Here is a 24,931-nt window from a genome sequence, read left to right as displayed (position 1 = left end):
ACTTTTATCCGTTTTGGGCCGTCGCATGTACCCGGCACAAGGCTCCCGAACAGATCAAAAGTTTTTTGGTTCTTTTTTTCAAAAAAGAACGTTGCTACCCCAGCGCCTGACTGCACAGGGCAAAAACCGTCGTCCCCCGCGCGCCCTCGCGATCGGTCGCGGTGCGCATCGTCGTCACGGTATCGACCCGTGGCAGCCCGACCTCGTCCAGCCACGCGGTCAGGCCGCACGCGGCCGGCACGTCGATGCGCGTGAACTGCCCCGCGCCGCTGCCGATCCAGTGGGCGATCATCGCCGAGGCGAACAGGTCGGTGGTGGCGATCACCGGGCCGATGACGTTGCCCCATCCGAACGGGCGACAGATCGAATAGCCGACGATCGTTCCGCCATCATCCACCACGATGCCCCGCCCGGCCCCCAGCAGGGCGTGCAGCAGGTCTTGCCGCGCCATGCCGGTCGCCGCATGGTCCAGGGCCGAAAGGGCGGCCAGGTCGCTCTGCCCCGCCGGTCGCAGGCGCATGCCTTCGGGCAGGGGGATCAGCGGCTGGGTCGCGGCGATGGCCTGGCGCTGCTCGACCAGCCCGCAGGGGGAAAAGCCCAGCTTTTCATACAGCGGTATGCCGACCGGGGTTGCGTTCAGGTGCAGGGTGCGGCCGGGCAGGGCGCTGCGGGCGCCGCTCATCAGCCGTCGGCCGATCCCGTGGCCCTGCCACGCGCCCGAGACGATCACCATGCCCAGCGAGGCATCGTGCGCGCCGTAGGTCCACCACAGGATCGTCCCGACGAGTTCCCCCGCCGGCGTTTCGGCAACCAGCCCGTGGCCGGCCGCGAACATGAACTGCCAGTCCTCCAGCCGGTGCGGCCAGCCCAGGGCCTTCGACAGCAGGCTGGCGGCCTCGATGTCGGTGTCCCGCATGGCGCGGAGCGAGATCGCGGAAGGACGGTCTTCGTCGATCATGCCGTGCCACTCCCGAGCCCGCCCATGTGGAAGCTCTTGATTTCCAGGAACTCGTCCAGCCCGGGATGGCCGCCTTCGCGGCCCAGGCCCGATTGCTTGACCCCGCCGAACGGCGCCGATTCCATCGAGATCGCGCCGGTATTCAGCCCGACCATGCCGAATTCCAGCGCCTCGCCCACCCGCCAGGCGCGGTCCAGGCTGCCGGTGAAGAAATAGCTCGCCAGCCCGAACGGCGTCGCATTGGCCAGGCGCACGGCTTCCTCTTCCGTGTCGAAGCGGAAGACCGGCAGGACGGGGCCGAACGTTTCCTCGCGCGCGATCAGCATGTCGGCCGTGACCCCGGTCAGGACCACCGGGCTGACAAAGCGGCCATCGACATGCAGCGGGGCGGAGGCATAGCGTGCGCCCCGGGCCAGCGCGTCCTCGACATGCGCGCGCACCTTGGCCACCGCGGCGTCGTTGATCAGCGGACCCAGGGTCGCGGCCGGATCGAGGCCCGACCCGACCCGCAGCGCCGCAACGGCGTCCAGCAGGTGTGCGACGAACCGGTCATGGATGCCGGACTGGACCAGCACGCGGTTGGCGCAGATGCAGGTCTGGCCGGCATTGCGGAACTTGCTGGCCATCGCCCCCTGCACCGCCAGATCGCATGCGGCGTCGTCGAAGACGAGGAACGGCGCGTTGCCGCCCAGTTCGAGGCTCAGCCGCTTGATGGTGTCGGCGGACTGCCGCATCAGGATCGCCCCGACCCGGGTCGAACCGGTGAAGGACAGTTTGCGCACCACCGGGTTGGCGGTCAGTTCCGCGCCGATGGCCTCCGGCATGCCGGTGACGATGCTGATCATCCCGGCGGGCACGCCGGCACGTTCGCCCAGCCGGGCCACCGCCAGCGCGGAAAAGGGCGTCAGTTCGGACGGCTTGATCACCATGCTGCATCCGGCCGCCAGGGCGGGGGCGCATTTGCGGGTGATCATGGCCAGCGGGAAGTTCCACGGCGTGATCGCGGCGCTGACCCCCACCGGTTCCTTCAGCACCAGGATGCGGCGGTCGCGCGCGGGCGGGGCCAGGACCGCGCCGTCGATGCGCCGCGCTTCCTCGGCGAACCATTTGAAGAACGACGCGGCGTAGCGGACTTCACCCAGCGCCTCGGCCAGGATCTTGCCCTGCTCGATGGTCATGATCCGCGCCAGGTCTTCGCTGTGTTCCAGCATCAGGTCGTACCAGGCCATCAGGATGGCGGCGCGTTCGGCAGGGGGACGGTGCTTCCAGTCGGCCTGGGCCCGTGCGGCGGCGTCGATCGCGGCGCGGGCCTGGGGGGCGCCGCAGTCCGGGACATGGCCGATGATCGCGCCCGTGGCGGGGTCGTCCACCGGGATCGTCCGTCCGTCGTCGGCGTCGACCCATGCGCCGGCAATGAAGGCCTGCTGGCGGAACAGGTCCGGGTCGTTCAGGGTCGGTGCGGTCATGCGGTTCGTCTCCGTGAAAATGCCGGCCGCCTGCCGTCACGACGGCCCCCATCCGGGCCAGCGCGGCGCCGTGCAGTAGAGCATGGGTTTCCAGCGACGCCACGCCGGTTTCGTCGCGGTCTCGCGCACAATGTGCTGAATTGCAAACCGCGGGCGGCATTTCCTGCCGCCCGCGCGCGATCAGAGCTTGAAGTTGACCTGGAAGTAGTAGAACCCGCCATTGTAGCCGATCTGTTCGATATTCACGTCATAGGCATAGGCGCCAAGGTAGCGGAACTGTTCCGGAATCTTCTTCTGCCTGGCATTGCCGACATTGTTCGCGCCCAGCGCCACATGCCAGCGCGGGCTGACCTGGTAGCCGATCACGAGGTTGGTCTCGTAGCGCGGCGGGTTGAGGAAGCGCATGAACTGCGTGTTCGAATAGGCCAGCGGGCCGGTATAGTACTCCAGTTGCGATGTCGCATGGCCGTAGCGGATTTCATGGACGGTGAAGTCCAGGTCGCCGTAATGCCAGACGCCGCCGAAAATGACCCGGTTCCTGGGCGTGTAGCTGGTCAGGTAGGCTTCCTGCTGCGCGTTGAGCAGGGAATTGCCGTTTCCGTCCTCGGCCACGTGGCGGATGGTGGTCTGGTTGAAATTGGCGGCCACGTCCCAGTTGATGCGGCCGTACCGGCCCAGGCGCGTCAGGTAGTTCGCCGTGATGTCCAGGCCGCGCGTGCGGGTGCTGGCGGCATTGGCGTAATATTGCGCCGTGACCGCGTTCGCCGTCACCCCGGCGGGAATGGCGAAGCCGTTCAGCGCCAGCGCCTCGATGGCGCTGGCGCCGTTATAGACGCCGGCCGCCATGATCCGGTCCCGCAGGTCGATCTGGTAGGCGTCGACCGTTACATGCAGGTTGTCGATCGGGTTGACGACGAAGCCGGCGCTGAAGCTGGTCGACCGTTCGGGCTTCAGCGGCTTCGCGCCCAGCAGTCGCGCCCCGGCGGAATCGACGGGAATGTAACCGGTGGCCGTCGTCGCGGCGACGGACATGTTCGACCAGTGCTCCTCGGCCAGGGTCGGGGCGCGGAAGCCGCTGGCGACGGTGCCGCGCAGGCCGAAATACCGGTTGACGTCATAGCGCGACGAAACCTTGCCGGTCTCGGTATCGCCCGCGTCGGTGTAATGTTCGAACCGCCCCGCCAGGTCCACCTGCCATTTCGGCAGAAGCTGGGTGGAAACATCGATATATCCGGCCGTCACGTCGCGGTTGCTGTCGCTGGCGTTGTCCGGGCTCAGCCCATGGAAGGCCGACGCGCCGGTGCCGTAATACGATCCCATGTCGCCCGCGCCGATATGGTAGCTGTCATAACGATATTGCGCGCCCAGTGCCAGATTCAGCGGCGCCGCCAACAGGGGGACGTCGAAGGCGCGGCGCACGCCGGCATCGGTCGTCCACTGGGTGTTGCTGAACGACATCAGATGGAATCGCGTGGGCGAAGAGCCGAAATTCTGAAGCATTGCGGTGTTGATGCTGTCGAACAGTCCCATCCGCTCGGAATCTCCGCCGTAGGTCGTGCTCAAATCCCAGTCCCAGTTGAACTTGCGGCCCTTGAAACCGACGGTCACGCTGTAATCGTTCTCGTCCAGGGTTTCCTGCGGGCTGAATCCGTAGGGGTACATGGGCAGGCTGGCGGTGGGGACGCGGTAATCCTGGTAGCTTTCCCCGTTCCGGTGGCCATAGGTCGCGAAGGAATACAGCTTCACATCGTCGGTGATGGCATATTCCATGTTGTAGCCGATCGTCTCGCGCTGCTGGCGCGGGTCGCCGATATCCATGAAGTCGTTGCGGCCGGTGCGGCTGTCCGGCGTGGCGCGGAATGTGTGGTCCTGGTATTTGTATTCCGCGTTCAGGTCGAAAAACCCACGTCCGGACAGGGATGTTCCCCAGTTCAGCGATTCGCCGGAGGTAAAGCCGTCACCCGCATAGCGCCCGCCGTTCAGCGACTGGGCCTCCAGCCCGTGCGTATCGTGCTTGAGGATGATGTTGACCACGCCCGCGATCGCGTCCGAACCATATTGCGCGGCGGCGCCGTCCTGCAGGATTTCGATGTGATCGACGGCCGAAACCGGAATCATGTCGATATCGACGGGCGTCGCGCCCTGCTGGGGCCCCGCGTTGTTCGACAGGACGGCCGTGGTGTGCCGGCGCTTGCCGTTCACCAGGACCAGGGTCTGGTTCGGCGTCAGGCCGCGCAGGCTGATCGCGTCGGTCATGTTGGCGCTGCCGTTCACGCGGATGGACCGCGCGACGGACGGCGCAAGCTGGATCAGCGCGTCGCGGACGTCGGCCTGCCCGGTGGCGGCAAGCTGCGCCGCGGTGACGACCTGGATCGGGCTGACGCTGCTGCGCGCGGTCTGGTGCGGATCGCGCGTGCCGGTGACGATCACCTGCTCGTCCTTGTCGCCATCCGTGGCCGGCGATGCCGACGCGGTCCTGGCGACCTTGCGCATGACGGTCGAAGGCGCGGGGGGCGTGGGCGTGGCGGTCGTATCGCTCACGGACTGCGCGTGGGCGCGGCTCGGCGCCGCAGGGCCCGCCATCGTCACCAGTGCCGTCGTGGCGGAAAGAAGGATGGTCGTTCGTCGCACTTTCCCGCTCCTTGAAGCAATATCGAAAAAAACCCGCCTGCGGCAGCCGATATCCGGTCAGGCACCGCGAGACACATGCATTGCGCCAGTATTCGTGGCGGCTGGCCCGCTTATTGTGGGCACGGAACGACGGGCATGTCGTATCGATTTTGCATCGAGAGACAGAAGAAGCTGCGGTTGCGGGGCAGGATTCGGGAGGAGTCGAATCCTGCCCCGCAGGCGGACGGTCAGGCGATCCGGTCCAGCGCCGCCACGATCGCGTCGCCGCAGGCCGACGTGCTGGCGTGGCCGCCGATATCGGCGGTGCGCACCAGGGCCGACGGGTCGGCCGTCATGTGTTCGATGGCGCGCAGCACCAGCGCCGCGGCCTCGCCCTCGCCCAGATGGTCCAGCATCATCGACGCCGCCCAGACCTGCCCGATCGGGTTTGCGATGGCACGCCCGGCGATATCCGGCGCCGAGCCGTGGACCGGTTCGAACATCGACGGAAAGCGCTTTTCCGGATTGATGTTCGCCGAGGGGGCCACCGCGATCGTCCCGGTCACGCCCGGGCCCAGATCGGACAGGATATCGCCGAACAGGTTGCTGCCGACGACGACGTCGAAGCGGTCGGGATGCATGACGAACCGCGCGGCCAGGATGTCGATATGGTGGCTGTCGGTCCGGATATCGGGATATTCGGCGGCCATCTTCTCGAACCGCTCATCCCAGTAGGGCATGGAATGGAACAGCCCGTTCGACTTGGTGGCGGAGGAGACATGCGGGCGGCCCAGGCGGGTTGCCAGGTCGAAGGCATAGCGCATGATGCGGTCCGTCCCCCGGCGGGTGAAGATCGCGGTCTGCGCCACGCCTTCCGCCTCGCTGCCCTCGGCGAAGCGGCCGCCGATCTGCGAGTATTCGCCTTCGGTGTTTTCGCGCACGATCCAGAAATCGATGTCGCCCGGCGCACGCCCGGCCAGCGGGCACGGGATGCCGGGCAGCAGCCGCACGGGGCGCAGGTTCACGTACTGGTCGAATTCCCGCCGGATCGGGATCAGCATCCCCCACAGCGAGATATGATCGGGCACGGTGGGATAGCCCACGGCGCCCAGCAGGATCGCATCGTGCTGTGACAGGCGGTCCATGCCGTCCGGCGGCATCATGCTACCGGTGGCCAGCCAGGTCTCGCAACTCCAGTCGAGATGCGAGAAACGGAACCCGATATCGAAGATCTGTCCCACCCGGTGCAGAACCTTCAGGGCCTCGGGCATCACCTCCCGGCCGATTCCGTCGCCCGGCAGGACGGCGATGGTATGCTGTGTCATGATCGTGTGTCCTCCGATTGGTCCACGGATGCGCCGTTCAGTGTAGGGGAAGGGGGCGGGGCGCCGGGACCATGATGTTGCGTAGTTGCAACCGAAATGGCAGCTTATGCTTTCCCGGCCGGGTTTTTGGCCGACATATTCCGCGCCGGCCGGATGATGATCGACATCGCATCCATGCCGATCGAACGCCGCGTGGGGCATGGCGTTCGGCCCGGTCGGGGGCGGTTGTGCGGGACGGCGGCGCGTCTGGCGTATAGTTGGAACAAGGTGACGGAATCATGCTGCCATTGCCCAAGCTCGACCGGATCGACCTGCGTATCCTGGCACAGCTCCAAAGCAACGGGCGCCTGACGAATGTCGAACTGGCGCGCCGGGTCGGGCTGTCGGCCAGTCCCTGCCTGATCCGCGTCAAGCGGCTGGAGAAGAGCGGATACATCGTCAGCTACGGGGCGCAGATCAACCTGCAGAAGATCAGCAGCCTGCTGACCGTGTTCACCGAGGTCACGCTGTCCGACCACCGCCGCGACGATTTTTCGCGATTCGAGGGCCATATCCAGAAAATTCCCTCGGTCGTGGAATGCCACCTGGTCAGCGGCGGGTACGACTACCTGCTGAAATTCATGACCCGCAGCGTCGAGCATTACCAGGGCGTGATCGAGGCGCTGCTGGACAGCAATATCGGCATCGAGAAATATTTCAGCTACATCGTGATCAAGTCGCCGATCATCAAGCCGGCCATCTCGATCGAGAGCATCATAGACTCCGGGACCTGAAGGCCGGATCGGCCGATCCGGCTGATCCCGGGGGCGAAACGGCAGGATCTTTTCCCGCCGGGCGGATTTCCCGCCACATCGTCTGTGTCGCCTGGGCACAATCCGGTTCCGGATCGGGTGAATCGCCCTTCCAGACCTACCGACGACGAAACAGCCGGGATCGATCGCGACATGAACGTAGAAGCACTTCTCCGGACCGACCGGGATCATCTCATCCATCCGGTCTCGTCCTGGCGGGATCACGAGGCAGCCGGGGCCCGCATCCTGCGCTCGGGCAAGGGCGCCTGGGTCACCGACATCCATGGCCGCGAACTGCTGGACGGGTTTTCCGGCCTGTGGTGCGTCAATGTCGGCTATGGCTGCCAGAGCGTGGTCGATGCCGCCGCCGAACAGATGGCGCGCCTGCCCTATGCCACCGGCTATTTCGGTTTCGCCAGCGAGGCGGCGATCGAACTCGCCGGCCGCCTCGCGGCCCGGACGCCCGGCGACCTGAACCGCGTCTTCTTTTCCCAGGGCGGATCGGACGCGGTGGACAGCGCCCTGCGCTTCATCCGCTTCTACCAGCATGCGCGCGGCACGCCGCAGAAGCGGCACGTCATCGGCCTGTCGCGCGGCTATCACGGCTCGACCTACACCGGCGCGGGCCTGACCGCGCTGGCCGCCTTCCATCGCGACGCGGATGTGCCGCTGGCGTGGCAGCATCATATTCCCAGCCCCTATCCCTACCGCCACGCGGGGGACGGCCAGGCGGCGACGATCATCGCGGAATCGGTCGCGGCCCTGCGGCGCAAGGTCGACGAACTGGGCGCCGACCAGGTCGCGGCCTTCTTCTGCGAGCCGGTGCAGGGGTCTGGCGGCGTGATCGTGCCGCCGCGCGGCTGGCTGGCCGCGATGCGGCGCACCTGCGCCGAACTCGACATCCTGTTCGTCGCGGACGAGGTCATCACCGGGTTCGGCCGGACCGGCCCGCTCTTCGCCTGCGAGACCGAGCAGGTCGTCCCCGACATGATGACCGTCGCCAAGGGCCTGACCTCCGGCTACGCCCCGATGGGCGCGGTCTTCATGTCCGACGCCATCTACGCGACCATCCGCGACAACACGCCCGCCGGCATTCCCGTCGGGCACGGCATGACCTACAGCGCCCATCCCGTCAGTGCCGCGATCGGCCTCGCGGTCCTGGACCTGTACGAGGGCGGCATGCTGGACAACGGACTTCGGGCCGGCGCCCATCTCGCCACCCGCCTGGCCGCGCTGTCCGACCATCCCCTGGTCGGCGATGTCCGGATCAGCGGCATGCTGGCCGGGATCGAACTGGTGTCCGACAAGGCGACCAAGCGCAAGCCGGAACCGGACCTCCAGGTCGCGGCCCGGCTGTCCAAGGCCGGGTACGAGGCTGGGATTCTCTTCCGCGCCTTCGGTGACGACATCATCGGCCTCGCCCCGCCGCTGTGCTGCACGATCGAGGAAATCGACGTGCTCTGCGACCGCCTTCATCGCGTCATCGACGGCCTGCTTCCGCTCATCGGATAGAATCCGGTTCCCGCCCCGCCTCCGCTCCGGCGCCTATCGCCGGTTGGGGGGCGAGGCGGTCTCGGCGGCGCGCTGAAGCCGCTGGAGGGAATTGGGAAAGCCCATCGCCTCGCGATATTTCGCGACCGTGCGGCGTGCGATGTCGATGCCCTGCCGGCGCAGGGTCAGGGAAATCGCCTCGTCGGACAGGACGGCATCGGGGCGTTCGCCCTGGATCATGCGCCGGATCACGCTCTGGATCGCAACGTTGCTGCGGATTTCGCCGTCATTTCCGGTCATGGCCGCCACGAAGAAGAATTTCAGCGGCAGCACGCCGCGCGGGGTCGCGACGTACTTGTTCGCCGTCACGCGGCTGACCGTGCTTTCGTGAATGTTCAGCGCCTCGGCGACCGTCCGGAGGTTGAGCGGCTGCAGGGCCTGCGGACCGTGCTGCAGGAAATCCTCCTGTCGGCGCAGGATCTCGGTCGAGACGCGCAGGATGGTCATGCTGCGCTGCTGCAGCGCGCGGATCAGCCAGTTCGCGCTGGTCAGAGTGTCATTCAGGTATGTCCGCTCCGCCCCATGGGCGCGCAGCGACATGCGGGTGCTCAGCGCGCTGTTCAGCACGACACGGGGGGTGCTCTCGGGGTTCAGCTCCAGCGTCCATCCGCCCTCGGCCGTCTGCTCCATCAGGATGTCCGGGACGATGACGGTCAGGGTGCTGCCATGTTCCGCCCCGGGCTTGGGGTCGAGTGTGCGTAATTCGGCAATCATGTCCTCCAGGTCCGTGGCGCTGACGTCGCAGGCCTGGCGCAGGCGCTTCAGGTCGTGCCGGGCCAGAAGGTCCAGATTGTCCAGCAGGCGCGCCATGGCCGGGTCGAAACGGTTGCGTTCCTGCAACTGGGCCGCCAGGCATTCCCGAAGCGACGTGGCGAACAGGCCGGGCGGGTCGAAACGCATCATGCGCTGCCGGATGGCCTCGACGTCCCGCAGCGTGACCTGCAACGTGGCGGCGATGTCGTCGGTGGCGCCGCCGGCCAGCCGTCCCGCCGGATCGAGTGCGGCGATCAGGTGCGCGCCGATTTCCCGCTCCGTCGTCGTGCAGCCGGACAGAACCAGTTGTTCGAACATCACGTCGCGCAACGCCGGGGCGGATTCGGCCAGGCGCCCCGTCCCGTCATCATCCAGGCCGCTGTCGGACGTCCAGCGCCCGGCATCCCCCGTCGCGCCGGGCGCGCGCATCATGGGCGGCGGCGCGGCAAGGCCGGGCCTCTCCGCCAGGGGGGCGGAGGTGGTCGGATCGCGCTCCAGAAGCGGATTCTTCTCGACCTCCGCGTCCAGGAATTCATGGAGCTCGGCATTGGACAATTGCAGGATCTGGATGGACTGGCGCATGCGCGCGCTCATGAACAGTCCCTGGTTCTGCTTGAATTCCTGACGGGGCTGGGCCGACATCGGCGTCATCCTTCCGATCTGGCCGCGCGACAATCCGTCGCGGCGGCATCAGGCAGGGTGTGATCCGGGCGATACCCCCGGCGGTTGTCCAGCCGGTCCGCCATGTCGGCCCATGGCCCGGACTCGACCACCCGTCCGGGTGCCAGCAGCACGACGTGGTCGGCGAGAGAGGCGATTTCCCCGATATCGTGCGATACGTACAGGATGGGGACGCGTATCTGCCGGTGCAGCATCTGCAGGAATGGCAGGATTTCGTTCTTCCGCGCGCTGTCCAGTGCCGAAAGCGGTTCGTCCATCAGCAGCAGGGCCGGCCGGCGCAGCAGGGCCCGCCCGATCGCCACGCGCTGCCGCTCGCCGCCCGACAGGTGCGCCACCCCGCGCTCCAGCAAGGTTTCCAGTTCCAGCATGGCGATGATATCCGCCAGGTCCGGCGGCAGGCGGCGCAGGCTGCGCACGCCGGCGCCATACAGCAGGTTGCCGCGCACGGACAGATGCGGAAACAGGGAGGGTTCCTGGAACACATACCCGATCGGCCGCCGCCACGCCGGCACGAACCGTTTCGCATCCTGCCAGACCGTATCGCCCAGCGCGCAATACCCCGCGGCGGGCCGGTCCAGTCCGGCGATGCAGCGCAGGATCGTGCTCTTGCCGCAGCCCGAGGGGCCGAACAGCGCGGTAACGCCCTGTGCCGGTGCGTCCAGCGCGAAATCGTACCCGAACGTTCCGGCCCGTCCCTGAAAGGCGACCCGCAGAAGGGAGGAATCGGTCACGCGTCAGTCCTCCTGATTTCGCCGCGCAGGGCCGACAGAAGCACGATCACGATGAACGAGAACAGCACCATGCCGCAGGCGATCATGTTGGCGTCATGCCAGCGCGCGTTTTCGACATAGTCGTACAGCGCGACCGACAGGACCCGCGTACGCCCCGGAATATCGCCGCCGATCATGAGCACGATGCCGAATTCCCCCACCGAATGGGCGAAGCCGAGGACGGCGGCCGTCACGATACCCGGCCATGCCAGGGGCACGGCGACCGTCCAGAATGTCCGCCAGGGCGAGGCCCCCAGCGTGGCCGCGACCTCGATCGGGCGGCGGCCGATGGCACGGAATGCGTTCTGGATGGGCTGCACCGCGAAGGGCAGGACATAGAGCAGCGAGCCGACGACCAGCCCCGGAAAGCTGAAGGCCAGCGTGCGGCCGCCCCACAGGCGCGCCACCCATCCGCCGGGACCGGACGGGCCGAAGGCGATCAGGAAATAATATCCCAGCACGCTGGGCGGCAGGACCAGCGGCAGCGAGATGATCGCCCCCAGGACCGGTTTCCACCAGGGACCCGGCCGTGCCAGCCACCACGCCAGCGGCAGGCTGACGATCATCAGGAACAGCGTTGTCGTCAGTGCCAGGCGAATGGTCAGCCATGCCGCCTGCTGCACATCGGGCGCCATTGCGCTCATGGTGCGGTACCGGCCGTCGCGGGCACCACGTATCCGGCCGCTTCGATCAGCTTCCTGGCCTGGGGACCCTGCAGGAACGTCATGAAGGCGTGGGCTTCCCCCGGGTGCGGGGCGTGCGACAGCACGACGGCGTCCTGTACGATGGGGGCATAGAGCTTCTGCGGTACCAGCCAGTAGGCTCCTCCATGGCCGTCATGCACCTGGGCCAGTGCGACAAAGGCCAGTTCGGCATTGCCGCTTCGGGCAAACTGCAGGGCCTGCGCGACCGAATTCGCGACGACCAGTTTATTCGACACCGTGTCGTAGACGCCCAGTGCGTGCAGGGCCTGGATCGAGGCTGCGCCGTACGGTGCGGTCTGCGGGTTGCAGATCGCCAGGCGGGTGAAGCCGTTCGCGGCCAGGGTCGCGGCCCCCAGCGGGGCGGCATGCGGGGGCGCGGCCCCGTCCGGCTGCCACAGGACCAGTTGCCCGATCGCATAGGTCGTGCGCGACGCGGGGTCCGCCAGGCCCTGCGCGACCAGGTCCCGCGGGCGCTCCGCATCGGCACTCAGGAAGAGATCGAACGGCGCGCCCTGGGTGATTTGCGTGGCCAGTTGCCCGCTGGAACCCGAACTGACGGTGGGGCGTTCGCCGCCACGGGCCGTATAGGCGTCGGCCAGGATGTGCGCCGTGCCGGCGAAATTCGCCGCGACGGCCAGCCGCAGCGGTTCGGCGCGGGCACCGTGCGGGATGCAGAAAGCGATGGCGACGGCAAGGCATGACAGGATCGGACGGCATGTCGGCATGGTGGGCTCCTTGCACGCGGGCTTCGTCGGACACGGTAATTCCTGGTCTCGGGGCGATGGAAGCAAGAAACGTGCCAGAGCCCGGATTGTGGCCGGGCATAACGCGCGCGGGCCGCTTGGCGACACATCATTCCCGGCGGATGGCATAAATATTGCGTAAAATTCCGTTGATGTGGAGTCAGGTGCAGCATGCGCCGACGTACAAAAGGGGCACAGACGATGACCGGGCGCGAATTTTCCATCGCCACGCTTCTTCATGACAGCCCCCAGGCCACCGAGACCCGACTGTCGGACGCCGTCGCCGTCCTGCGGTCCTGGGGAATGCGGGTGGGGGGCTTCGTGCAGCGGCGCGGACCGTTGCGACCGGACGGCCGCCACGAGATGTATGTCGAGGATCTGCGTGACGGTGGACGGATCCGGCTGGACCGCTATCGGGGGCCGGGGGCGGTGGCCTGTACCCTGGATATGGAGGCCATGGCCGTCCTGTCCATGACATTGCGGGCGCATATCCGCGCCCGGCCCGACATCCTGTTCGTGAACCGCTTTGGAGTGCGCGAGGCCGAGGGTGGCGGCCTGCGCGAGGACATTGCCCAGGCCGTGTGCGAGAACATCCCGATCGTCGTCGTCGTCGGCGCGGCGCATCTGCAGGCGTGGCGCCGTTTCATCGGCCAGGACGCGCATGTCCTGCCGTCCACCACGCGCAGCCTGCTGGATTGGGCACGGCGCCAGGTCCCCATGGGCGGAAGCGGGGGGCGGGAATTCGTGGCGACGGCCCCGTGAGGGAGGCGCGCGGGAAAGAAAAACCGACGTCTATTCCCGGCCGTATATAGTCATGAGGCGTAAAAGTCTGAAAAACCATGGATGACCCCATGTATTGGGGGGTCAGAAAAATCTGGTTTGCGACATCATTTTGTTCCACCATTTGCTTCGGACCTGAAACGTAGGTTGTCACTGTCCATCCGGGATGTCATGATCCTGACATATTCCGGATACGGCTGGTGAGGTGGAGGAGGCAAGTAGATGCCTACGGATACCGTTCCCTTTCGCCCCGTCAGCGGGGAAGGCCATTCGACCTGGGCTGAACGCGCCTTGTTCGGCCTTCACGAGATATCGAAAATCCTGTGCGCGCCGACGGAGACCGTCGGAATCATCAGGAATGTCCTGGCCGTTCTGGAAAGCTTCGTCGACCTGAACAATGCCGTCGTCGCGCTGTTCGACGCGGCGGGCAATGTGGAGACCATCATCGGCACCGAGGCCGATGACGCCGCCGCCCGGCGCTATTTCGATTCGATTCCCGAACAGGCGGTGGGACAGATCGCCGTCAGCCGCCAGCCGCTGCTGGTGCCCGACGTAACGGGTGACACGCGCTATGGCTTCGCGACGTCGCAGGCCTGGACGGTGGGGGCGGGGCGCATCGGCGTGATCGGCGTGCCGATCCTCAGCCGCGACAGGCTGGTGGGTGTCATGCTGCTCGATCGCCCGGCCATTCCGGAGGAATCGGTCGTCGGCAGCATGGATGTCTGCCTCCTGTCGATGGTGGCGGGGCTGATGGGGCAGATGGTGCGCCTGCATCGGCTGGTGCAGCGGGACCGGGAAAACCTGCTGCACGACAGCGGCCTCGCCCAGCCTGCGGCGCCGGTTGCCGATGGCGGCGGATATATGGGGATCGTCGGCGACAGTCCAGCGCTGCGGGCCGTTCTGCAGAAGGTCGAAATCGTCGCCAGAAGCGACGTCACCGTCCTGTTGCGCGGTGAATCGGGCACGGGCAAGGAATTGTTCGCCCAGGCGATCCACCAGGCCTCGCCCCGGCATCGCAAGCCGTTCGTCAAGCTGAACTGCGCTGCCCTGCCGGAAAGCGTTCTGGAATCCGAACTGTTCGGGCATGAAAAGGGCGCCTTTACCGGCGCGATCGGCCAGCGCAAGGGCCGGTTCGAACTGGCCGATGGCGGCACCCTGTTCATGGACGAGATCGGCGAGATCTCGCCCAGTTTCCAGGCCAAGCTGCTGCGGGTGCTGCAGGAGGGCGAGTTCGAACGCGTGGGCGGCACCAGGACGCTGAAGGTCGACGTGCGCGTGGTGACGGCGACAAATCGCAATCTGGAGGAAGCGGTCAGCAAGGGCCGCTTTCGCGCCGACCTCTATTACCGGCTGAGCGTCATTCCGATCTTCCTGCCGCCGCTGCGGGATCGCCCGACGGATATTCCCATGCTGGCCAATGAATTCCTGCGGCGGTTCAACGAAACCAACCGGACGTCGCTGACCATCGCGTCCGACGGCATGGACGTCCTGACAACCTGTTATTTTCCGGGCAACGTACGCGAACTGGAAAACTGCATCCGGCGCACCGCGACGCTGGCGCCGGGGCAGACCATCGGCGCGGCCGACTTTGCCTGTCGCAGCGACGGCTGCCTGTCCTCGATCTTCTGGCGGCCGGCCGCACCCGCCCCGGGTCCGGGCCGCCATCCGGCGGCATCCGATGTGGCCGGGGACACCGGCGCGGCGACGGAACTGCCCGTTCTTCCGGCGCCCCGGTCTTCGTCCCAGTCTTCGCCCCAGTCCTCGGCCGCGCCCGACCCGGCGACGTGCCCGTCCTCGGCCGTGTGTTCGGCCGCGCAGGGGGAATGGAGCCCCCAGCGCGACGAACTGCTCGAAGCCATGGAAACCGCCGGCTGGGTGCAGGCCAAGGCAGCGCGGATTCTGGGCCTGACACCCCGTCAGATCGGCTATGCCCTGCGCAAGAACGGGATTTCCATCAAGAAATTCTGACGTCCAAAGCCTGTCTGGCTCTCGGATGTCGCGATTGTCGGACATGAGACATTCCTGTCACCCGCGTGGCGGCAGGCCATGACAGGACACACGGTTGGCGTTGGCATGGGTCTTGCGTCGGACCTGACGGCAAAAGTCAGTCCGGGGAGTGGCCGATGGCACAGCTTATCAGTCTGGATACGCTTGCGACGGGAGGGGTCGAGCAGATGCGGTCGGCCCTGGAAGAGGGCGGGTGTTCATCATCCAGTTGCGGCAGTTCCGAGGGGCCGGCCGACATGGCCCCGGAAATCTGGGAAAAGGTCAAGGACCATCCCTGTTATTCGGAAGAAGCGCACCATTATTTCGCCCGCATGCATGTGGCGGTGGCGCCGGCGTGCAACATCCAGTGCAATTACTGCAACCGCAAATATGACTGCGCGAACGAAAGCCGCCCGGGGGTGGTGTCGGAAAAGCTGACGCCGGTGCAGGCGCGGCGCAAGGTGATTTCGGTCGCCAACTCGGTGCCGCAGTTTTCGGTCCTGGGCATCGCGGGTCCAGGCGATGCCTGTTACGACTGGAAGAAGACACGCGAAACGTTCGAACTGATCGCGAACGACATTCCCGATGTCAAATTGTGCCTGTCGACCAACGGCCTGTCGCTTCCGGACCGCGTCGATGAGATCGCACGGATGAATATCGACCACGTCACGATCACCATCAACATGGTCGATCCCGAGATCGGTACGAAGATCTATCCGTGGATCTTTTACCAGAACCGCCGCTGGACCGGGCTGGAGGCATCTCGGATCCTGCATGAACGCCAGATGCTGGGGCTGGAAATGCTGGTGGCGCGCAACATTCTGGTGAAGGTCAATTCCGTCATGATCCCCGGGATCAATGACGAACACCTGATCGAGGTGAACCGGGTCGTCAAAGGCAAGGGTGCCTTCCTGCACAATATCATGCCGCTGATTTCCGATCCCGCGCATGGCACGCATTTCGGACTGACGGGCCAGCGTGGACCCAGGGCCGCGGAACTGAAGGCGTTGCAGGACCGCCTGTCGGACGGTACGAAGCTGATGCGCCATTGCCGCCAGTGCCGCGCCGACGCGGTGGGACTGCTGGGCGAGGATCGCGGGCAGGAATTCACCATGGACCAGGTGGCCGAGGAGGTCACCTACGACCCATCGCTGCGCGAAACCTACCGCGAGGTCGTGGCGCAGGAGCGTGGCGAACACATGAACCAGCGCAGGGCCGCCGACGCCGCCCTGGCCGACATGACGTCCGAAGCGCCGGTCCTGGTCGCCGTGGCGACCAAGGGCGGCGGCCGCATCAACCAGCATTTCGGCCATGCCCGGGAATTCCAGGTCTACGAGGTCGGGGCGTCGGGCATTTCCTTCGTCGGGCACCGCAAGAGCGAGACCTATTGCGAAGGCGGCTGGGGCGAGGACGCGACGCTGGACGGTATCATCGCCACGCTGGAAGGCGTGGATGCCGTGCTGTGCGCCAAGGTCGGGGACTGCCCGCGCGATGCGATGCGCGCGGCGGGCATCGTGGTCAGCGACGAATACGCCCATGACTGGATCGAGGCCGGAATCACCGGATGGTACGCCGCGTCCCTCGGTACGGAAATCCGTCAAACTGCGTGAAGACGGCAACATTTTTTCAGAAATCAGGAGTCTGACATGGCCTACAGGATCGTTACCTCCCAGTGCACCGTCTGCGGTGCGTGTGAATTCGAATGCCCGAACGGGGCGATCTCGCTGAAAAACGACCTTTACGTCATCAACGCCAAGAAGTGCACGGAGTGCGAGGGGCAGTTCGACACCCCGCAATGCGTGTCGGTGTGCCCGGTGCCCAACACCTGCGTCCCTGCCTGACGCCGATCGTGGGGTGGTAAGGGAGCCCGCACCCGGCGGCGACATGAACGCGCCGTCCATGGACGAACCCTTCACGGAGTCCGCGGCCGAGGCCGTGGACTGGCAGGGCCAGCCCGTCCGCTGCCGCGACTGCCGGCACGAGCCGATGCATCGCGACGGGCGCTGCCGGCGCGGGCGCAGTTGCGTCCGCGATCGCCGGGCCCGGCGGGTGGATCGTTTTTTCCGGCATAATCCGGGGATGGCCGATGATTACCTCGACCATCCCTATGATGAAGTCCGGGCGATCGCGGCGCGGTACTGCTCCCTCTTCCGCCTGACGCCGCTCCTGGACGATCCCGAGCCCGAGGTCCGGGTCGGCGCTGTCCTGCGGTTGCCGCAGTCCCGCATCGGGCGCATGGCGGACGATCCCGACCGCCGCGTACGCGTCGCACTGGCCAGCCGGCTGGAAGGGCGCGCCCTGATGGCGCTTCTGGCCGATGCGGATGCGTTCGTCCGGGTCATGGTGGTCCGGCGCCTGGCCCCCGACGCCCTGGTTCTGGCGGTGGATGACGACGACGCTGATGTCCGGCGCTGGGTCGCGCGGCGGCTGCCGTCCGAACGGCTGTCGCTGATGCTCGACGATCCGGAGGCAACGGTGCGCCAGATCGTCGCGGGACGCGTCGATGTCAGGCATCTGCCCATCCTGGCGCTGGATGACGATGTCCGCGTGCGATTCACCGCCATCGAACGCCTGCCGCGCGACGCCGTGGCGCAGTACGGCGACGATCCCGAGGCACCCGTTCGCGAACTGGTGCTGCACCGTCTGGCCGAGGATTCAGGAAAGGAGCATCCCGATGGGACTGGGACGTGAGGAAGAGATCGAAACCCGCGGGCAGCCGGTCTTCATGCCGGGCACGAAGGTGCGCGCCACGCGCTACGTCAAGAACGACGGTACCTTCGCCGGCCGGGAAATCGGCGAAATGCTGGTACACAAGGGCGATATCGGCTACGTGCGCGACGTCGGCGTCTTTTTGCAGCGCTACTACATCTATGCCGTGGAATTCGTCGACCGGGGTACGGTCGTCGGCATGCGGGCGCGCGAGTTGAACATGGAAACGGAGGCACCGAAATGAAAGTCATGATACGGCGCGACGCGCGTGGCCTGTCCGTTTACGTCCCCCGCAAGGATCTGGAAGAGCCGGTGGTGGCCCAGCAATCCGAGGCATTGTGGGGCGGATGGGTCAGGCTGAAGAACGGATGGGTGCTGGAACTGCCGGAGATGGACGCCGAAACGCGCCTGCCGATCACGGTGAATGCCCGCAGGCTTGAAGGGGGTGCCGAATGACGCCGGTCATCGACGACATCCTGGCGGGCCTGCGCGCCGGCCGGCTGGCCCCGTATCTGGGCCCGGGCGTCACCGCCATGGCCGACGGCGTGCCCGTTCCCGCCAGCCCGGCCGATCTGGCCGCGTTCCTGGGCAAGCGGGTCGCGCTGCCGAAGCGCGCGCGCGGCAACCCGTGGGCCGCGGCGCAGTATATAGAAAGCAACCGCCATCGTTCGACCCTGACGGCGCTGATGGACCAGGCCTACGCCGATCCCGTGCCGCCGGGGGACCTGCACCGGATGCTGGCCGGCTTCCGCCCGCCGCTGATCGTCGATACATGGTACGACGGCGCGATGCGGGCGGCGCTGACGGAGTGCGGCGCGGGCGAATGGGGCGAAATCCAGGGCATCACGCGTGCGGGGATCGGCGAGGCACGATGGTATCGCGCCTACGACGCCGACGGGACCGAAGTGCCGATGGACCAGGCCGAAGGCTGGCGCACGATCCTCTATAAGCCGCACGGCGCCGTCACGCCCGCGCGGAACTACATCATCGCGGATTCCGACTATGTCGAGGTTCTGACGGAAATCGACATCCAGACGCCGATACCCGACATTGTCCGAAAGCGCCGGACGGATTGCGGCTTCCTGTTCCTGGGGTGCCGGTTCGACGACCAGATGCTGCGGACCTACGCACGCCAGATCATGAAGCGCTCGGCCGGTCCGTATTATGCCGTCCTCGACACGACCCTGCTGTCGCGGAACGAACGGCGTTTTCTCGACGACATGCACATCCAGCCGGTCGGCGTTCCGCTTCCGGCGGTATCGGCGCTGCTGGCGGCCTGACCTCGCCGTCTGGACCCGGCCTCACGGACCGCCCCGCATGCCGCATGCGGGGCGGTCTGCGTTTGGCGCGAGTGCCGCACGTTTGGCGGTTTTGTCAGGCTTCGCACAAAGCCGCCGGAATCATGTCCGATATGGCGGAAAAAGGAAAAAGATCCCCGATCCGGCGTGTGGCATGGCGTTTGCGGATGTCCTGTGTGTCGGGCCTGGCGGCCCGCGCGATGCGATCTATCGGAAAACAGGACGCCATCATGAGCAAGCTTCGCCAAATCGCCTTTTATGGAAAGGGAGGAATCGGCAAGTCGACGACCTCCCAGAATACCCTCGCCGCACTGGTCGAGATGGGCCAGAAGATCCTGATCGTCGGCTGCGATCCGAAGGCGGATTCCACCCGCCTGATCCTGAACGCCAAGGCGCAGGATACGGTCCTGAGCCTGGCAGCGGAAGCCGGATCGGTCGAGGACCTGGAACTCGAGGACGTGCTGAAGATCGGCTACAAGGGCATCAAGTGCGTCGAATCCGGCGGGCCGGAGCCCGGGGTCGGCTGCGCGGGACGCGGCGTGATCACCTCGATCAACTTCCTCGAGGAAAACGGCGCCTATGACGATGTCGACTACGTCTCCTACGACGTGCTGGGCGACGTGGTCTGCGGCGGCTTCGCCATGCCGATCCGCGAAAACAAGGCCCAGGAAATCTACATCGTCATGTCGGGCGAGATGATGGCCCTGTACGCGGCCAACAACATCGCCAAGGGCATTCTGAAATACGCCCATTCCGGCGGCGTGCGCCTGGGTGGACTGATCTGCAACGAACGTCAGACCGACCGCGAATACGATCTGGCGGACGCGCTGGCCAAGCGGCTGAATTCCAAGCTGGTGCATTTCGTGCCGCGCGCCAACATCGTCCAGCATGCGGAACTGCGCAAGCAGACGGTGATCGAGTACGCGCCGGATTCCGCGCAGGCCGGGGAATACCGGACGCTGGCGCAGAAGATCCATGCGAATTCCGGGCAGGGCACGGTGCCCACGCCGATCACGATGGAAGAGCTGGAAGACATGCTGCTCGAGTTCGGCATCATGAAGACCGATGAACAAGCCCTGGCCGAACTGGCCGCCAAGGAGGCCAAGGCCGCGGCAGCGCTGGCCTGATGCCTGAATGTCCGGCGGGCAAGCCGCCGGGCATTGTTTCCCACTTCCACGAAGGGGACCAGAAAATGAGTCTGGATGAAGACAAGACCAACGATAGCGCGTTTCACGCTCGCCTGATCGCGGAAGTGCTGGAAGCATACCCGGACAAGGCCCGCAAGCGCCGGCAGAAGCATCTGAACGTCGCCGGCCAAGCCGAAGCCGAGGCGCAGGACGCCGGCGAAGAAGGCGTGATGCTGAGCGAATGCGACGTCAAGTCGAACGTGAAGTCCGTGCCGGGCGTCATGACGATCCGCGGCTGCGCCTATGCCGGATCGAAGGGCGTGGTCTGGGGGCCGGTCAAGGACATGGTCCATATCAGCCATGGCCCGGTCGGCTGCGGACAGTATTCGTGGTCGCAGCGCCGCAACTACTATATAGGCAATACCGGCGTCGACTCGTTCGTCACCATGCAGTTCACGTCCGATTTCCAGGAAAAGGACATCGTGTTCGGCGGTGACAAGAAGCTGGAAAAGATCATCGACGAAATCGATGAGCTCTTTCCGCTGGCCAAGGGAATTTCGGTGCAGTCCGAATGCCCGATCGGCCTGATCGGCGACGACATCGAGGCGGTGTCGCGCAAGAAGAAGAAGGAAATCGGCAAGACCATCGTGCCGGTCCGGTGCGAGGGCTTCCGCGGCGTTTCGCAGTCGCTGGGCCATCATATCGCCAATGATGCCATCCGGGACTGGGTGTTCGACGGCGAGGACAAGCACGCGGCGTTCGAGACGACGCCTTATGACGTCAACGTCATCGGTGACTACAACATCGGCGGCGATGCCTGGTCGTCACGCATCCTGCTGGAAGAAATGGGCCTGCGCGTCGTGGGCAACTGGTCCGGCGATGCGACGCTGGCCGAAATCGAGCGCGCGCCCAAGGCGAAGCTGAACCTGATTCACTGCTATCGCTCGATGAACTATATCTGCCGGCATATGGAAGAAAAGTACAATATTCCCTGGACGGAATATAACTTCTTCGGCCCGTCGCAGATCGCGGCATCGCTGCGCAAGATCGCGGCCCTGTTCGACGAGAAGATCCAGGAAGGCGCCGAGCGCGTCATCGCGAAATACCAGCCCCTGGTCGATGCGGTGATCGAGAAGTTCCGTCCGCGCCTGGCGGGCAAGAAGGTCATGCTGTATGTCGGCGGCCTGCGTCCGCGCCACGTCGTCAATGCCTATAACGACCTGGGCATGGAAATCGTCGGCACTGGCTACGAATTCGGCCACAACGACGACTATCAGCGCACTGGACACTACGTCAGGGAAGGCACGCTGATCTACGACGACGTCACCGGGTATGAACTGGAGAAGTTCATCGAAGGCATCCGTCCGGACCTGGTCGGATCGGGCATCAAGGAAAAATATCCCGTGCAGAAGATGGGCATCCCGTTCCGTCAGATGCATTCATGGGATTATTCGGGCCCGTATCATGGCTATGATGGTTTCGCCATCTTCGCCCGTGACATGGATCTTGCCATCAATAATCCGGTCTGGAGCATGTTCAAGGCTCCGTGGAAAAACGCCGCCTGAGGCCATAACGCAGCCGGCGTGCCGTATGGCGCACGCGGGTGGGTAAAGGACAGAGGGTAAGATCATGCCTCAAAATGTCGATAAGATTCTCGATCACGCACCGTTGTTCCGCGAACCGGAATATCAGGAGATGCTGGCCGGGAAAGCGAAGCTGGAGAACATGCCTCCGGCGGACAAGGTCGTCGAGATCGCCGACTGGACCAAGAGCTGGGAGTACCGCGAGAAAAATTTCGCGCGCGAATCCCTGTCGGTCAATCCGGCCAAGGCCTGCCAGCCGCTGGGCGCCGTCTTCGTGGCCTCGGGTTTCGAGCGCACCATGAGCTTCGTGCACGGCTCGCAGGGATGCGTCGCGTACTATCGTTCGCATCTCTCCCGCCATTTCAAGGAGCCGTCATCGGCCGTGTCGTCGTCCATGACGGAAGACGCGGCGGTGTTCGGCGGCCTGAACAACATGGTGGACGGGCTGGCGAATACCTACAAGCTGTATGACCCGAAGATGATCGCGGTGTCGACGACCTGCATGGCGGAGGTCATCGGCGACGATCTGCACGCCTTCATCCAGACGGCCAAGGGCAAGGGGTCCGTCCCCGAGGAATTTGACGTTCCGTTCGCCCATACCCCGGCCTTCGTCGGCAGCCACGTGACGGGCTACGACAACATGCTCAAGGGTATCCTGGAGCATTTCTGGAAGGGCAGGACGCCGGTCCCCAACCGTTCGGTCAACATCATCCCCGGGTTCGACGGTTTCGCGGTCGGCAACAATCGCGAGCTGAAGCGCATCCTGGGCATGATGGGCGTGCAGTACACGATCCTGTCCGACGTGTCGGATCAGTTCGATACGCCGTCGGATGGCGAGTACCGCATGTATGACGGCGGCACGAAGATCGAGGCCGCGCGTGATGCGGTGAACGCCGATTACACGATTTCGCTTCAGGAATACTGCACGCCGAAGACGCTGGAATATTGCCAGAGCTTCGGGCAGAAGACCGCGTCCTTCCATTACCCGCTGGGCATCGGGGCGACGGACGACCTGCTGCAGAAACTGTCGGAGATTTCGGGCAAGCCGGTTCCGCAGGAACTGGAAATGGAGCGTGGCCGCCTGGTCGACGCGCTGGCCGACAGCCAGGCCTACCTGCATGGCAAGACGTACGCGATCTACGGCGATCCCGATTTCGTCTATGGCATGGCGCGCTTCATCCTGGAAACCGGGGGCGAGCCGAAGCACTGCCTGGCGACCAACGGCAGCAAGGCGTGGGAAGCGCAGATGCAGGAACTGTTCGACAGTTCCCCGTTCGGCGTCGGGTGCAAGGCGTGGGGCGGCAAGGATCTGTGGCATATGCGGTCCCTGCTGGCGACGGAAAAGGTCGACCTGTTGATCGGCAATTCGTATGGCAAGTATCTGGAACGCGATACGGACACGCCGCTGATCCGTCTGATGTTCCCGATCTTCGACCGGCATCATCACCATCGTTTCCCGGTCTGGGGATATCAGGGCGCCCTGCGCGTTCTGGTGACGTTGCTGGACAAGATCTTCGACAAGCTTGACGACGATACGATCCAGGCGGGCGTCACCGATTATTCCTTTGACCTGACGCGCTGAACACTACGCCGGGCGGTCCCGTGCCGCCCGGCGTCCTACATGATGCCGGATCCGAGGGTTGGAGAGGACGATGAGCGACGCTTTGAAGGCGAAGGTTACCGAACTGTTCAACGAGCCAGGGTGTGAAAAGAACCTGGCGAAGGGCGAAAAGGAGCGCAGGAAGGGGTGTTCCAAGCCGCTGACGCCCGGTGCGGCGGCGGGGGGGTGCGCGTTTGACGGCGCGAAGATCGCGCTGCAGCCCATTACGGATGCGGTCCATCTGGTCCATGGTCCGCTGGCCTGCGAAGGCAATGGCTGGGACAACCGGCATGCCGCCAGTTCCGGACCGAAACTGTATCGCCTGGGCGCCACGACGGATCTGTCGCAGATGGATATCGTCATGGGGCTGGGCGAAAAGCGGCTGTACAAGGCCATCAAGGACGTCATCGCCCGCTATGCGCCACCCGCGGTCTTCGTCTATTCCACATGCGTTCCGGCGCTGACCGGCGATGATGTCGTCGCGGTCTGCGCCCATGCCAGCCAGAAGCTGGCGACGCCGTGCATCCCGGTCAACGCCCCGGGCTTTGTCGGCGGGAAGAACCTGGGCAACAAGCTGGCGGGCGAGGCGCTGCTGGATTATGTGATCGGGACGATGGAGCCCGAAATCAGCACGCCCACGGATATCAATATTCTTGGCGAATATAATCTTTCGGGCGAATTGTGGCAGATCCTGCCGCTGTTTCGGGCCCTGGGGATTCGGGTCCATGCCTGCGTGACGGGCGATGCCCGCTATCGCGAGGTTGCGTCGGCGCACCGGTCGCGCGTCAACATGATGGTGTGCTCGACCGCGCTGATCAACGTCGCGCGCAAGATGGAAGAACGGTGGGGCATTCCGTACTTTGAAGGATCTTTCTACGGAATCGAGGACACCTCCGCCGCCCTGCGGGCCATCGCCGGGATGCTGGTGGCCCGTGGCGCGCCGGCCGACCTGCCGGCCCGGGCCGAGGCCCTGATCGCGGAGGAGGAAGCCCGCGCCTGGGAGGCCATCGCCCCCTATCGCGCGCGGCTGGAGGGCAAGCGGGTGCTGCTCTATACCGGCGGTGTCAAATCCTGGTCGATCGTTTCCGCCCTGCAGGAGATCGGGATGGTCGTCGTGGGCACGTCGGTCCGGAAATCCACCGATAACGACAAGCAGAAGATCAAGGACCTGATGGGCGGCGACGCCCACATGGTGGACGCCATCCCGCCGCGGGAGATGTACGCCCAGTTGCGGCGCGGCGACGCGGACATCCTGCTGTCCGGCGGACGGACGCAGTTCGTGGCGCTGAAGGCCCGGGTGCCCTGGCTGGATATCAACCAGGAACGGCACCAGGCCTATGCCGGATATGACGGCATGGTGGCGCTGGTGCGTGAACTGGATCGGTCCCTGTCCAACCCGGTCTGGGCGGATGTCCGCCGCCCGGCCCCGTGGGAGGAGGACGATGCCGATGCGTTCCTGGATGACGCGCCGTTCCTGACCCCCTTGTCCTGAGGAG

General features: G+C 65.5%; 22 protein-coding genes. 14 read left to right on the top strand and 8 right to left on the bottom strand.

What is annotated here, in order from left to right:
* Positions 1 to 94: 94 nt before the first annotated feature.
* The 4 genes from GDIA_RS07925 to GDIA_RS07910 all read right to left on the bottom strand — a co-directional run bounded on the left by GDIA_RS07925 (position 95) and on the right by GDIA_RS07910 (position 6,359).
* Positions 95 to 958 carry a GNAT family N-acetyltransferase gene (locus GDIA_RS07925; protein WP_012553860.1) on the bottom strand — a complete coding sequence of 288 codons (864 nt, stop codon included), beginning with the start codon at positions 956 to 958 and terminating at the stop codon, positions 95 to 97.
* Positions 955 to 2,424 carry an NAD-dependent succinate-semialdehyde dehydrogenase gene (locus GDIA_RS07920; RefSeq protein ID WP_012553859.1) on the bottom strand — a complete coding sequence of 490 codons (1,470 nt, stop codon included), beginning with the start codon at positions 2,422 to 2,424 and terminating at the stop codon, positions 955 to 957. The genes GDIA_RS07925 and GDIA_RS07920 overlap by 4 nt, the downstream gene beginning before the upstream one ends.
* Positions 2,425 to 2,604: 180 nt before the next feature.
* Complete coding sequence (locus GDIA_RS07915) at positions 2,605 to 5,055, bottom strand: TonB-dependent receptor plug domain-containing protein (RefSeq protein WP_012553858.1); 2,451 nt, start codon at positions 5,053 to 5,055, stop codon at positions 2,605 to 2,607.
* A gap of 227 nt (positions 5,056 to 5,282) precedes the next feature.
* Positions 5,283 to 6,359 carry a tartrate dehydrogenase gene (locus GDIA_RS07910; RefSeq protein ID WP_012553857.1) on the bottom strand — a complete coding sequence of 359 codons (1,077 nt, stop codon included), beginning with the start codon at positions 6,357 to 6,359 and terminating at the stop codon, positions 5,283 to 5,285.
* Positions 6,360 to 6,637: 278 nt separating this feature from the next.
* On the opposite strand from GDIA_RS07910, the gene GDIA_RS07905 reads away from it, so the two are divergent.
* Both GDIA_RS07905 and GDIA_RS07900 read left to right on the top strand, forming a co-directional pair.
* Complete coding sequence (locus GDIA_RS07905; protein WP_012222781.1) at positions 6,638 to 7,132, top strand: Lrp/AsnC family transcriptional regulator; 495 nt, start codon at positions 6,638 to 6,640, stop codon at positions 7,130 to 7,132.
* Between the two features lie 171 nt (positions 7,133 to 7,303).
* Complete coding sequence (locus tag GDIA_RS07900; RefSeq protein WP_012553856.1) at positions 7,304 to 8,662, top strand: aminotransferase class III-fold pyridoxal phosphate-dependent enzyme; 1,359 nt, start codon at positions 7,304 to 7,306, stop codon at positions 8,660 to 8,662.
* A gap of 33 nt (positions 8,663 to 8,695) precedes the next feature.
* Here the strand turns inward: GDIA_RS07900 and rpoN are convergent, their stop codons facing one another.
* Genes rpoN through modA form a run of 4 tightly spaced genes read right to left on the bottom strand, consistent with a single transcriptional unit; the run spans position 8,696 to position 12,334 of the window.
* Positions 8,696 to 10,096: an RNA polymerase factor sigma-54 gene (gene rpoN / locus GDIA_RS07895; RefSeq protein WP_012553855.1), complete on the bottom strand. Its 1,401-nt coding sequence runs from the start codon at positions 10,094 to 10,096 to the stop codon at positions 8,696 to 8,698.
* A 5-nt stretch (positions 10,097 to 10,101) separates the two neighbouring features.
* A complete protein-coding gene (modC, locus tag GDIA_RS07890) occupies positions 10,102 to 10,866 on the bottom strand; it encodes a molybdenum ABC transporter ATP-binding protein (RefSeq protein ID WP_012553854.1) in 765 nt (254 codons plus the stop codon).
* Positions 10,863 to 11,549, bottom strand: a complete 687-nt coding sequence (gene modB, locus GDIA_RS07885; RefSeq protein ID WP_012222786.1) for a molybdate ABC transporter permease subunit — start codon at positions 11,547 to 11,549, stop codon at positions 10,863 to 10,865. The genes modC and modB overlap by 4 nt, the downstream gene beginning before the upstream one ends.
* On the bottom strand, positions 11,546 to 12,334 hold the full coding sequence (modA, locus tag GDIA_RS07880) for a molybdate ABC transporter substrate-binding protein (RefSeq protein WP_012553853.1): 789 nt from the start codon (positions 12,332 to 12,334) through the stop codon (positions 11,546 to 11,548). Before modA ends, modB begins: the two co-directional genes overlap by 4 nt.
* Before the next feature lie 219 nt (positions 12,335 to 12,553).
* Here modA and GDIA_RS07875 point away from each other — a divergent pair, with 219 nt between their 5' ends.
* The 12 genes from GDIA_RS07875 to nifE all read left to right on the top strand — a co-directional run bounded on the left by GDIA_RS07875 (position 12,554) and on the right by nifE (position 24,927).
* On the top strand, positions 12,554 to 13,114 hold the full coding sequence (locus GDIA_RS07875) for a DUF2478 domain-containing protein (RefSeq protein WP_012553852.1): 561 nt from the start codon (positions 12,554 to 12,556) through the stop codon (positions 13,112 to 13,114).
* Between the two features lie 240 nt (positions 13,115 to 13,354).
* Positions 13,355 to 15,100 carry a nif-specific transcriptional activator NifA gene (gene nifA / locus GDIA_RS07870; protein WP_012553851.1) on the top strand — a complete coding sequence of 582 codons (1,746 nt, stop codon included), beginning with the start codon at positions 13,355 to 13,357 and terminating at the stop codon, positions 15,098 to 15,100.
* A 155-nt stretch (positions 15,101 to 15,255) separates the two neighbouring features.
* The gene (nifB, locus tag GDIA_RS07865; protein ID WP_012222795.1) at positions 15,256 to 16,728 is read left to right on the top strand and encodes a nitrogenase cofactor biosynthesis protein NifB; all 1,473 of its coding nucleotides are present in this window, start codon (positions 15,256 to 15,258) and stop codon (positions 16,726 to 16,728) included.
* Between the two features lie 36 nt (positions 16,729 to 16,764).
* Entirely contained in the window at positions 16,765 to 16,959 is a 195-nt protein-coding gene (locus GDIA_RS07860) for a 4Fe-4S binding protein (protein WP_012222797.1), read from the top strand.
* A 58-nt stretch (positions 16,960 to 17,017) separates the two neighbouring features.
* On the top strand, positions 17,018 to 17,809 hold the full coding sequence (locus GDIA_RS07855) for a 4Fe4S-binding leucine-rich repeat protein (protein ID WP_244455124.1): 792 nt from the start codon (positions 17,018 to 17,020) through the stop codon (positions 17,807 to 17,809).
* Complete coding sequence (locus tag GDIA_RS07850; RefSeq protein WP_012222801.1) at positions 17,793 to 18,071, top strand: nitrogen fixation protein NifZ; 279 nt, start codon at positions 17,793 to 17,795, stop codon at positions 18,069 to 18,071. Before GDIA_RS07855 ends, GDIA_RS07850 begins: the two co-directional genes overlap by 17 nt.
* Positions 18,068 to 18,283 (top strand): putative nitrogen fixation protein NifT, encoded by a 216-nt coding sequence (gene nifT, locus GDIA_RS07845; protein ID WP_012553850.1) that lies wholly within the window; start codon positions 18,068 to 18,070, stop codon positions 18,281 to 18,283. Before GDIA_RS07850 ends, nifT begins: the two co-directional genes overlap by 4 nt.
* Entirely contained in the window at positions 18,280 to 19,107 is an 828-nt protein-coding gene (locus tag GDIA_RS07840; RefSeq protein WP_012553849.1) for an SIR2 family NAD-dependent protein deacylase, read from the top strand. The genes nifT and GDIA_RS07840 overlap by 4 nt, the downstream gene beginning before the upstream one ends.
* Positions 19,108 to 19,355: 248 nt before the next feature.
* On the top strand, positions 19,356 to 20,252 hold the full coding sequence (gene nifH / locus GDIA_RS07835) for a nitrogenase iron protein (protein WP_012222808.1): 897 nt from the start codon (positions 19,356 to 19,358) through the stop codon (positions 20,250 to 20,252).
* A gap of 65 nt (positions 20,253 to 20,317) precedes the next feature.
* Complete coding sequence (gene nifD, locus GDIA_RS07830; protein ID WP_012222814.1) at positions 20,318 to 21,817, top strand: nitrogenase molybdenum-iron protein alpha chain; 1,500 nt, start codon at positions 20,318 to 20,320, stop codon at positions 21,815 to 21,817.
* Positions 21,818 to 21,881: 64 nt separating this feature from the next.
* Complete coding sequence (gene nifK / locus GDIA_RS07825) at positions 21,882 to 23,417, top strand: nitrogenase molybdenum-iron protein subunit beta (protein ID WP_012222816.1); 1,536 nt, start codon at positions 21,882 to 21,884, stop codon at positions 23,415 to 23,417.
* A gap of 70 nt (positions 23,418 to 23,487) precedes the next feature.
* On the top strand, positions 23,488 to 24,927 hold the full coding sequence (gene nifE / locus GDIA_RS07820; protein WP_012553848.1) for a nitrogenase iron-molybdenum cofactor biosynthesis protein NifE: 1,440 nt from the start codon (positions 23,488 to 23,490) through the stop codon (positions 24,925 to 24,927).
* Positions 24,928 to 24,931 lie beyond the last annotated feature (4 nt).

Source organism: Gluconacetobacter diazotrophicus PA1 5, from assembly GCF_000021325.1.
GTDB classification, from domain to species: domain Bacteria; phylum Pseudomonadota; class Alphaproteobacteria; order Acetobacterales; family Acetobacteraceae; genus Gluconacetobacter; species Gluconacetobacter diazotrophicus.
Note: the sequence above shows the minus strand (reverse complement) of the source record. Positions and strands in the feature narration are given on the sequence as shown.

What these genes read in the sequence shown, in the direction of transcription:
- GDIA_RS07850 (WP_012222801.1), top strand. Translation starts at nt 17,793, where the DNA reads ATGGGACTGGGACGTGAGGAAGAGATCGAAACCCGCGGGCAGCCGGTC.
- nifD (WP_012222814.1), top strand. Translation starts at nt 20,318, where the DNA reads ATGAGTCTGGATGAAGACAAGACCAACGATAGCGCGTTTCACGCTCGC.
- GDIA_RS07875 (WP_012553852.1), top strand. Translation starts at nt 12,554, where the DNA reads ATGACCGGGCGCGAATTTTCCATCGCCACGCTTCTTCATGACAGCCCC.
- GDIA_RS07855 (WP_244455124.1), top strand. Translation starts at nt 17,018, where the DNA reads ATGGACGAACCCTTCACGGAGTCCGCGGCCGAGGCCGTGGACTGGCAG.
- nifT (WP_012553850.1), top strand. Translation starts at nt 18,068, where the DNA reads ATGAAAGTCATGATACGGCGCGACGCGCGTGGCCTGTCCGTTTACGTC.
- nifH (WP_012222808.1), top strand. Translation starts at nt 19,356, where the DNA reads ATGAGCAAGCTTCGCCAAATCGCCTTTTATGGAAAGGGAGGAATCGGC.
- GDIA_RS07840 (WP_012553849.1), top strand. Translation starts at nt 18,280, where the DNA reads ATGACGCCGGTCATCGACGACATCCTGGCGGGCCTGCGCGCCGGCCGG.
- GDIA_RS07860 (WP_012222797.1), top strand. Translation starts at nt 16,765, where the DNA reads ATGGCCTACAGGATCGTTACCTCCCAGTGCACCGTCTGCGGTGCGTGT.
- GDIA_RS07900 (WP_012553856.1), top strand. Translation starts at nt 7,304, where the DNA reads ATGAACGTAGAAGCACTTCTCCGGACCGACCGGGATCATCTCATCCAT.
- nifA (WP_012553851.1), top strand. Translation starts at nt 13,355, where the DNA reads ATGCCTACGGATACCGTTCCCTTTCGCCCCGTCAGCGGGGAAGGCCAT.
- GDIA_RS07910 (WP_012553857.1), bottom strand. Translation starts at nt 6,359, where the DNA reads ATGACACAGCATACCATCGCCGTCCTGCCGGGCGACGGAATCGGCCGG.
- modA (WP_012553853.1), bottom strand. Translation starts at nt 12,334, where the DNA reads ATGCCGACATGCCGTCCGATCCTGTCATGCCTTGCCGTCGCCATCGCT.
- nifE (WP_012553848.1), top strand. Translation starts at nt 23,488, where the DNA reads ATGAGCGACGCTTTGAAGGCGAAGGTTACCGAACTGTTCAACGAGCCA.
- rpoN (WP_012553855.1), bottom strand. Translation starts at nt 10,096, where the DNA reads ATGTCGGCCCAGCCCCGTCAGGAATTCAAGCAGAACCAGGGACTGTTC.
- GDIA_RS07920 (WP_012553859.1), bottom strand. Translation starts at nt 2,424, where the DNA reads ATGACCGCACCGACCCTGAACGACCCGGACCTGTTCCGCCAGCAGGCC.
- GDIA_RS07925 (WP_012553860.1), bottom strand. Translation starts at nt 958, where the DNA reads ATGATCGACGAAGACCGTCCTTCCGCGATCTCGCTCCGCGCCATGCGG.
- nifB (WP_012222795.1), top strand. Translation starts at nt 15,256, where the DNA reads ATGGCACAGCTTATCAGTCTGGATACGCTTGCGACGGGAGGGGTCGAG.
- modB (WP_012222786.1), bottom strand. Translation starts at nt 11,549, where the DNA reads ATGAGCGCAATGGCGCCCGATGTGCAGCAGGCGGCATGGCTGACCATT.
- GDIA_RS07905 (WP_012222781.1), top strand. Translation starts at nt 6,638, where the DNA reads ATGCTGCCATTGCCCAAGCTCGACCGGATCGACCTGCGTATCCTGGCA.
- nifK (WP_012222816.1), top strand. Translation starts at nt 21,882, where the DNA reads ATGCCTCAAAATGTCGATAAGATTCTCGATCACGCACCGTTGTTCCGC.